The sequence below is a fragment of the Sulfurovum sp. bin170 genome (assembly GCF_010892395.1).
Lineage (GTDB): Bacteria > Campylobacterota > Campylobacteria > Campylobacterales > Sulfurovaceae > UBA1140.
In genome coordinates this window covers 1-7,879 of the sequence record NZ_JAACKB010000396.1, presented here as the reverse complement: position 1 = coordinate 7,879, position 7,879 = coordinate 1, and the positions used below count along the sequence as shown (strand labels likewise).

General features: G+C 33.1%; 6 protein-coding genes. 1 reads left to right on the top strand and 5 read right to left on the bottom strand.

Features of this window, described 5'->3' with window-relative positions; genetic code table 11:
* Nucleotides 1–691: 691 nt before the first annotated feature.
* Nucleotides 692–1,285, top strand: coding sequence for an FmdE family protein (locus GSY74_RS09385; protein ID WP_164664842.1), 594 nt, complete (start codon nt 692–694; stop codon nt 1,283–1,285).
* Nucleotides 1,286–1,601: 316 nt separating this feature from the next.
* Here the strand turns inward: GSY74_RS09385 and GSY74_RS09380 are convergent, their stop codons facing one another.
* The 5 genes from GSY74_RS09380 to GSY74_RS09360 all read right to left on the bottom strand — a co-directional run bounded on the left by GSY74_RS09380 (nt 1,602) and on the right by GSY74_RS09360 (nt 7,728).
* Entirely contained in the window at nt 1,602–2,378 is a 777-nt protein-coding gene (locus GSY74_RS09380) for a hypothetical protein (protein WP_164664841.1), read from the bottom strand.
* A 45-nt stretch (nt 2,379–2,423) separates the two neighbouring features.
* Nucleotides 2,424–3,503, bottom strand: coding sequence for a calcium:proton antiporter (locus GSY74_RS09375; protein WP_164664840.1), 1,080 nt, complete (start codon nt 3,501–3,503; stop codon nt 2,424–2,426).
* A 43-nt stretch (nt 3,504–3,546) separates the two neighbouring features.
* Nucleotides 3,547–3,975 carry a tetratricopeptide repeat protein gene (locus GSY74_RS09370; RefSeq protein ID WP_164664839.1) on the bottom strand — a complete coding sequence of 143 codons (429 nt, stop codon included), beginning with the start codon at nt 3,973–3,975 and terminating at the stop codon, nt 3,547–3,549.
* A gap of 115 nt (nt 3,976–4,090) precedes the next feature.
* Complete coding sequence (locus GSY74_RS09365; protein ID WP_164664838.1) at nt 4,091–5,902, bottom strand: murein L,D-transpeptidase; 1,812 nt, start codon at nt 5,900–5,902, stop codon at nt 4,091–4,093.
* Nucleotides 5,903–5,976: 74 nt separating this feature from the next.
* Entirely contained in the window at nt 5,977–7,728 is a 1,752-nt protein-coding gene (locus GSY74_RS09360; protein WP_164664837.1) for a L,D-transpeptidase family protein, read from the bottom strand.
* Nucleotides 7,729–7,879: the final 151 nt, after the last annotated feature.

The window sequence follows — 7,879 nt, the reverse complement described above, 5'->3', positions numbered from 1 at the left end:
GCCGATTCCGAAAATGCAGATTGCATATAAGGAACCGATGGCTTCAGCCTCGCTAATTCATTGGCATTGCGTATTATTCCCTGACATATAAGGGTTTGAAACTTTTGCATAATTCTTCCTCTCTATTTATAAATCTATTATTCCCTGACATATAAGGGTTTGAAACGATTTTACAGATGATGAAGTTATTGAGATGACAATGATTATTCCCTGACATATAAGGGTTTGAAACCCTGCAAATAATCCAATGGTTAAGAATATGGCAAAAATTATTCCCTGACATATAAGGGTTTGAAACTATCTATACTGTATAAGTTGTATTTTATTAATCATTTACGCAATGAATGCTTATATCACTTTTATGCTAAAATATCACATTGAAATATATAAACCCACCCATCATTAACCTATCATTGTTTTTTGGTTATCCATCCATTGACAAATAACCCCTATAATATCAATATGAAAGATGTGGATTTAGAAACCTCCTTTACTGAATCCTCTTTGGAAATCATACCTTTCCAAAATAAGTTGAAGTATAAATATATACCCCTTGATATACCTCCTCCTTTGTAATCAAGCTTCAACTTATATCTTTCCTAATAGAGAGACGCAAACTTAATCCTCCATAGATTTAATCTAACATTTCTTTTATTTTGGTATAAACCGTTATTAATTAATAAGGATTTATATGAACTACCCAAGTTTTTTTGATGCTATACCAACCATAGAGCTACAAGACTCACTATCAGGTTTTTTAGGAACTTTTGAAAAAGGTATTATGGAGTTTAGTTACCTAGATGTTGTTAAGAGTGCAGGACATAGTTGTCCTACTGTTGCAGGTGCATATCTCTGTACACTTGAAGGGCTAAAAGCACTCTATCCAGATGAGATAGCGCAGAGAGGTGCTATCAAGGTGGAGTTTGCCCAGAATCAGACGGAGGGTGTAGCAGGTGTTATTGGAGCTGTTATATCTAATATTACAGGTGCTACTACTGATTATGGCTTTCAGGGGATAGGTGGTAATTTTGACCGAAGAGATTTGATGTTTTTTAACCAAGATATAGATTCAAGTGTTAAGTTCAGTAGAGTTGATACAGGTGCTACGGTCTCTGTAAGTTATAATCCACACTCCATACCAGCAAGACCAGAGATGCAACCTCTTATGCAGAAGATTATGCAAGGTGTTGCAACCCCTGAAGAGAAAAAGAGATTTGGTGAGCTTTGGCAAGAGAGAGTTGAAGCTATTTTTGCCAATGTGGATGAGGTAATTACTCTTATATAAGGTGGTGCTTTATGCCCATATGCGTCAACCTAAGGCTTATATATAAAATCATATTGGAAACGGCGTAGGTCGGGTTGCCCTCATCCCGACACAAATTGGCATAAATAAATATTCTATTGTTCAATAAATATTCATTTTATATACCGATATTTTTTGTGCTATTGAGCTTTTATTTTATGATTATCTATGTCGGGATGAGGGCAACCCGACCTACAGACTGCCATTTTTTTGAAGAAAATAAATTTTTGATTCATATAAATTATGGCTTAGGTTGACGCGTATGGTGCTTTATGCCTACCTAATCGTGGAAGTTTTATTAATATTCTGGATGATACAATAGATAGTTATACTGTTCACCAATGCAATCTTTTGGATTAGCGGTATCATCTATAATAACTTCGGGTGATTTCTCTATAATACAGTCATCATCAATTATCGCTATAGTACCTATACCTTTTTGTAAATATCTGTATGAAATATTGGGTTTGAACTCTATGATCCCATCTTTGGCAGATACGTCACCTACATATTGGGGGTCAATTGTTGTGATTTCTGTTTTTAGTGTAGTACATTTTAGCTTGATGATATCATGATTTTCATCATCATTATAGTATTCATGATATGTGTCAAACTTAAACTCATTTATCTTGCTCTCTAGTATACAACTCTCTTTTATTGATATACTCTTATTTCCGTATATCGTAACATCTAGTGTTAGATTCTTTATTAAATTCTCTTGAATATTTTCAAAAACTTTATCTCCTATACTGACCTCTCTCTCCATAGTTATTGTTCTGTTTTTATCTCCAAACTCTTGAATAGTAATATTATCTTTATGTATAGTAGAGATTGTCGTGATTTCATCGTCTACTTTTATCGTAATCAGATTTTGTTCTAGTGATATATTTTCGCTAAAGTCTAGAAGTACTCTTCTATTATCATTTACGGATTTTACTAGTTGAGTATACTCCTTAGTTGTTATATCTGGAAAATACTCTGAGGTATCAATCTTTACCCCTGTGCTACTTGAACTACTTCCACCACATCCACTAAATAGTAGTAGAAGTGGTATAACTATCCATACTTTATTCATAATTCACTCCTTCTGAAATTTTATCTATATTATAATATATCTTTTTTAAACAAAGAGTACAAACGCAAAAACAATAAATAGAATAAAGTGTAAAAATCCTTCAAGCATATTTGTCTCACCATCATTAAAGTTAACCATACTAACAAGCAGGGTTAACCCAAGCATAAGCCCCTGTACTGGTGTTATGGCTAACTCTATATCTACTCCTGCTATCATAGAGATGATGATTACTGCAGGAACTGTGAGTAGTATGGTAGCTAGTGAGGCTCCTAATGCGATATTGATAACTGTCTGCATTCGATTGTCCAGAGCTGCACGAAAAGCAACGATTAGTTCAGGAGAGGCTGAGATGACAGCTACACCAACAGCACCAAGTGTTAAAGGTAGTCCTAACTCTTGTAGATTATTCCCCATAAATACCGAAAGTATCTCTGATAAAAAACCTATCATCAAAATATAAACGACTAATAAAATGGCATGATACCAAGCGTTTATCTCTCTGTGAGTATGACAAGCACCACTCTCACACTCATCATCCTCTCCTTTATATTCAAAAAAGTATTTATGATTATTGAGTTGTATTTTTGTAAATACTAGATATAGGAGTATAAAAACAACTACTGTAAACAGCATAAAGATAGAGAGATGTTCCTCGCCTATAAAGTGAGGAAGTACCATTGAGAGACCGATGGCTACTAGTAACATTGATAGATAGGAGTTTGATGAATCAACATTATATGGCTGTTCTCCAAATTTCAGACCACCTATAATAGCCGCTACTCCTAGTAGACCATTAATATCTAGCATAATGGCAGAGTAGATAGTATCTCGTGCTAGAGTAGGATTCTCTGATTGTAACATCATAATAGCGATAATCATCACCTCAACAGTCACTGCACTCATGGTCAAGATAAGCGTACCATAAGGTTCTCCAAACTTCTCTGCTAACATCTCTGCATGATGAGCCACCGAGAGTGAAGCGTAGATTATAATGGCAAAGAGTATTGAGAATCCAACAATGTTACCCATATTCGTGTGTGCTAATGTATGTTCGTATATGGTAAATAGAACCAATGATATAAGTGTGACAAAGAGAGCATACTCTTTAGAGATATCTTTTAACAAAATTTATTCCTTCAATTTCAATATTAAAGGAATTATACCAAATTTATTTTTGATAGTTTGTAAAAGGATGCTGTTTTATCGCTCGTTTTTTAGAGTAGTATAGTTTAAAAATAATATTTGCATCTTTATGTTGGTTTCTAGCGGCCTTTCTTAGCCAGTATCTTGCTCTCTCATGATTTATTTTGACCCCTATACCATGTCTAAATGCCATACCCAACTGATATTGAGAAGGGGGAAATTTTTTAAGAGCAGATTTATGATATAGGTGAAAAGCTTTTTTATGGTTGATTTTTGTGACTCTTCCATCTCTATATATAGTTGCTAAATCATATAGAACCTTAGGATGTTCTCCTTTTTGGGCTGCTGATAAGAGATTTAAAAATCTCTGTTGCATTGGTTCATGATGTATAGATGTTTTTGCATTTAGTAGATGTATATTTAGTATTATAAAAATTGTAATAAGTTGTTTCATCTGCTATCCTTTCAAAAGTAAATTCTGTTAAGATATTATATTAAAATAATCTTAAATAAAAATATTAAAATTGAAAATTTAGCTTTTTTTCATCTATTAATCGTATACTTTTCTACTATTTACTACTCTTTTGCATCTTATCATATCTATATATATCATTTCGAAACTCTAGTTCATCACTCTCTATATTATAACCAGCTGTAAGATAGATAAGATAAATAGGTATTTTATTTTTGATATTTAGTTGTACTTTTCTTTTTCCTTTTAGGATAGTGTTGGATTTTTTCATATTTATACTATCGTTAAATAAAGCAAATGTCTCCAGAAGAGAGTGTGGTTCATCAAGTCTAACACAACCATGGGAAAAGGCTCTATGAGTCTTTTTAAATAGACCTCTTGATGGTGTATCATGAAGATAGACATCAAATCTATTTGGAAATTTAAACTTTATCTTACCTAGTGCATTTTTAGGTCCAGGTGGTTGCATAATACGATAAGGAAATTTTACTCTACCAAACTCATATCCATACCCATACTCTGGCCAATAGAGGTTATATGGATTGATTTTTGGAGATCGTTCATACCAAGTTGTGTGTATCTCTAAACCCTCTTTTCTTAAATAGTTTGGGTTTCTAATCATCGCTGGAATAATTTCGCGTTTGACTATACCTTCAGGAACTTTCCAGTAAGGGTTCAAAACAATATAAGAGATTTTTTCAGTGAAAATCGGTGTATGGTGTTTTCTATCTCCTACAATAATTTTTAGCTTTTTTTTCTCTATACCTCCCTCTATATAGTGAAGCATATATTCAGGTATATTAGCTATCAAGTAGCGTTCATCTTCATCTCTAGGTAGCCATTTAATACGGTTTAGATTAAGGAGAACAGTCTCAATTTTTGATTCAACTGAATGATTAAGAACTCTTCGTGTTCCTTTACCCACAATTCCGTCCTCGACTAAACCATGTCTTTTTTGAAATTTTTTGACAGCATCTTCCAGGCATATATCAAATTGAGCTTGAGGTTGAATTTTGACCTTTGACTCTACTCCCTCTGTCTCTGTTGATTCTGACTCAAAAAGTTTCTCTAAAGGAATTTGACATACGACTAAATCTTTAGAAGCGGTTAGTCGCTCTCTTAACTTCAAAACATTAAGACCACTATCTCCAAGTTCTAATTTTTTAAAATCAGGTAGAGTCTCCCACCCACCATCCTCTTTTATCGTTCTAAGTTTTATCAATGCCTTAAGAAGACCAGTATATCCAAATCTTTTGGGTGTAATCTCCTCCATAGTTTCGCTTATATCTGGTTGCAGTAGTAGTTCAGAGAGATTATATTGTGGGCTGTATCTAAGCCATCTTGCGGCTACTCCTTTTTTTCTCATCGCTTTGAGTTTTCTAGAGAAGTTTTTCCAGTGAATATCACCATATAGTGTATGTTTTAAAAAATCCAAATAGAGCTCTGTAAGTTTAAGTTCTATATGGAGTCTATCCTCTTTTTTCTCTTTTATATATTTAGTTAGATAGTTATACTCTTTGTATATTTTACTGTTTGAATTTAGAGTTATATCACTCTCTATTTCACTAAAGAGTGAAGAGTATTTTCCATTAAACCCGTTATCTGTAATCCATAGTGGTGTATAAGAGTTTTGACGATAAAATCGTTTTAGAAATTTTTTATGCCTAATGCCTTTAAATATAAAATTTTTGCTAGTAAGTCTGTTTTTCAGTTCTGATTTTAATTTTTGTAGTCTGATAGTACTGTTATTTTCATCTTCTAATTTTTGCTCTGCAATACTACTATTGTTATCAATTTTTGATTCTCTCTCTATAGTTAAACTATCAAAAGGATTAGTTAGTTTTATTGGTTCTGCATATAAAATTATTGAGAAAAAAACAGTAGCTGTTAGTAGTCTGTTGACTTTCATATTTTCCCATCCCATTTTCTTAATGTATTTGAAGTATAGTTAAAAATAGGAAAAAATTAACTTAGAGAAGAGTATTATTGTATAGTACGCTTCTGTTTTCTATCATAGTGATAAACATCGTTACGATAGTGAAGCAAACCATCGCTATTTATCCAAGCGGTGAGGTATACTATATGCACAGGTACGGGAGTTGATAGGTTTAGTTGAGTTTTATTTTTTCCCCTCAAAATTCGTTGTGAGCGGTTGTAGTTGACAGAACGCTCGTGTGGAGCAAAAGTAGAGAGAAGTGCATTTGGCTCAGCAATTCTTATGCATCCATGTGAAAAAGCCCGTCTACCTTTTCTAAAAAGTTTTTTGTTTGGTGTATCATGAAGATATACTGCAAACTGATTTGGAAATTTAAATTTAATCTTACCTAGAGCATTTCTAGGTCCAGGTGGTTGCATAAACTTATATCGTTTAGTCTGTCTATATCTAAGTACTTTTGACCAATCAACTTTGGTTGCATCTATGGGAGCTCTTCTTGTGTTGTATGAGGTTCGAACCTCATATCCTCTCTCCTCTAAAAAATTTGGATTTTTCAACATTTCAGGTATCATCTCATCTCTGACAATACTATCAGGCATAATCCAATAAGGATTTAAAACGATAAATGATACTTTGTTAGAGAAGATTGGAGTATGATGCTCATCATCACCAACTATAACACGCATAGATAACTTCTCTCTTCCTTTTTCCATATAGTATAGACGAAAATCAGGGATATTTACCATGATGTATCTATTTTCAGGTTGGTCAGGAAGCCTCTTAATCCTATCAAGGTTCAGAAGTACCTTTTTAATCTTCCAATCAACAGATATATTCATCTTTTTTCTAGTATAGTTGTTTATCTTCCCAGTGGGATAGAGTCCATGTCGTTTCTGAAATCTTTTAACAGCTTTTTTTAGACAAGGTCCATAACTATTATCACCATCTCCAACAGAGCAGGTGTAGTCGCCAGAGCTTCTCAATCTATTGATAAGTCCCTCAACAGCTTTACCAGATTTTCCATAGCGAAGTTGTGAACTATTTGCTATCTTTTTCCATCCACCCTGCTGTTGGATATTTTTTAAGCGTCTTAGCTCATTTAGCATCTCTTTATAACCAAAGCTACTAGGGGTTGTAGCCTGAACCACCTTGGATAGAGGATAGCTTAGTATAAGTTCATCAATATTATGTTTAGGAGTATATGTTACCCAATCAGCAGCAATCTTTCTACTACGAAGCCACTTTAGCTTGTTTTTAAAATCCCACCACTGTATCGAGCCATATAGATGAAATATTAGATAAGATTTATATAGTGAGGAGAGTTGAATATCTAACATTAACTCTTTCTCTATTGTGCGATTGTTATTTCCTTGAAAGGCATTTTTTAGATATTGGTATCTCTTAAAGATATTTCCATTTTTATCCAAAATAGCATCAGAGCCTATAGTTTTGAAAAAATCATCCAGAGCTTGATGTTTTGGGCCTCGGCTTGTAAACCAAAGTGGAATATACCCATTTTTGCTATAAATATTTTGGATAAACTCTTTGTGTGATATATTTTTAAAGGTTGTTGATTCATCATCAACAACAAGCTTTAGTAACCCTTTAGTTACTTTTTCGCCATACTCTATCTCGGATAGTGAAACATCTTTGTGATACGATTCACTTTTTGAGCTAAGTAACTCAAATGGGTCATTAATTGAGTCAAATTTTTTTATAGAGGTTACAGTCATAGCTTCTATAACAACTGCCAACATTATAGTAATTATAACAAATAGAATATTTTTCAAAGTTTTCACGACTCTCCAAATTTTTAATTTGAGTATATCAAAATAAAGTTAAAGACAATGTTTTTTTGTGTTGAAAACAGTCTGTTTTATAATAAATTTGGCACTACCAACAACCTATAAATTTTTTTTGGATAAAAAAAGGGGAAAATCCAAAAAATAT

Excerpts from the sequence above, each read along its gene's own strand:
- GSY74_RS09385 (WP_164664842.1), top strand. The coding sequence starts at position 692 with ATGAACTACCCAAGTTTTTTTGATGCTATACCAACCATAGAGCTACAA.
- GSY74_RS09380 (WP_164664841.1), bottom strand. The coding sequence starts at position 2,378 with ATGAATAAAGTATGGATAGTTATACCACTTCTACTACTATTTAGTGGA.
- GSY74_RS09370 (WP_164664839.1), bottom strand. The coding sequence starts at position 3,975 with ATGAAACAACTTATTACAATTTTTATAATACTAAATATACATCTACTA.
- GSY74_RS09365 (WP_164664838.1), bottom strand. The coding sequence starts at position 5,902 with ATGAAAGTCAACAGACTACTAACAGCTACTGTTTTTTTCTCAATAATT.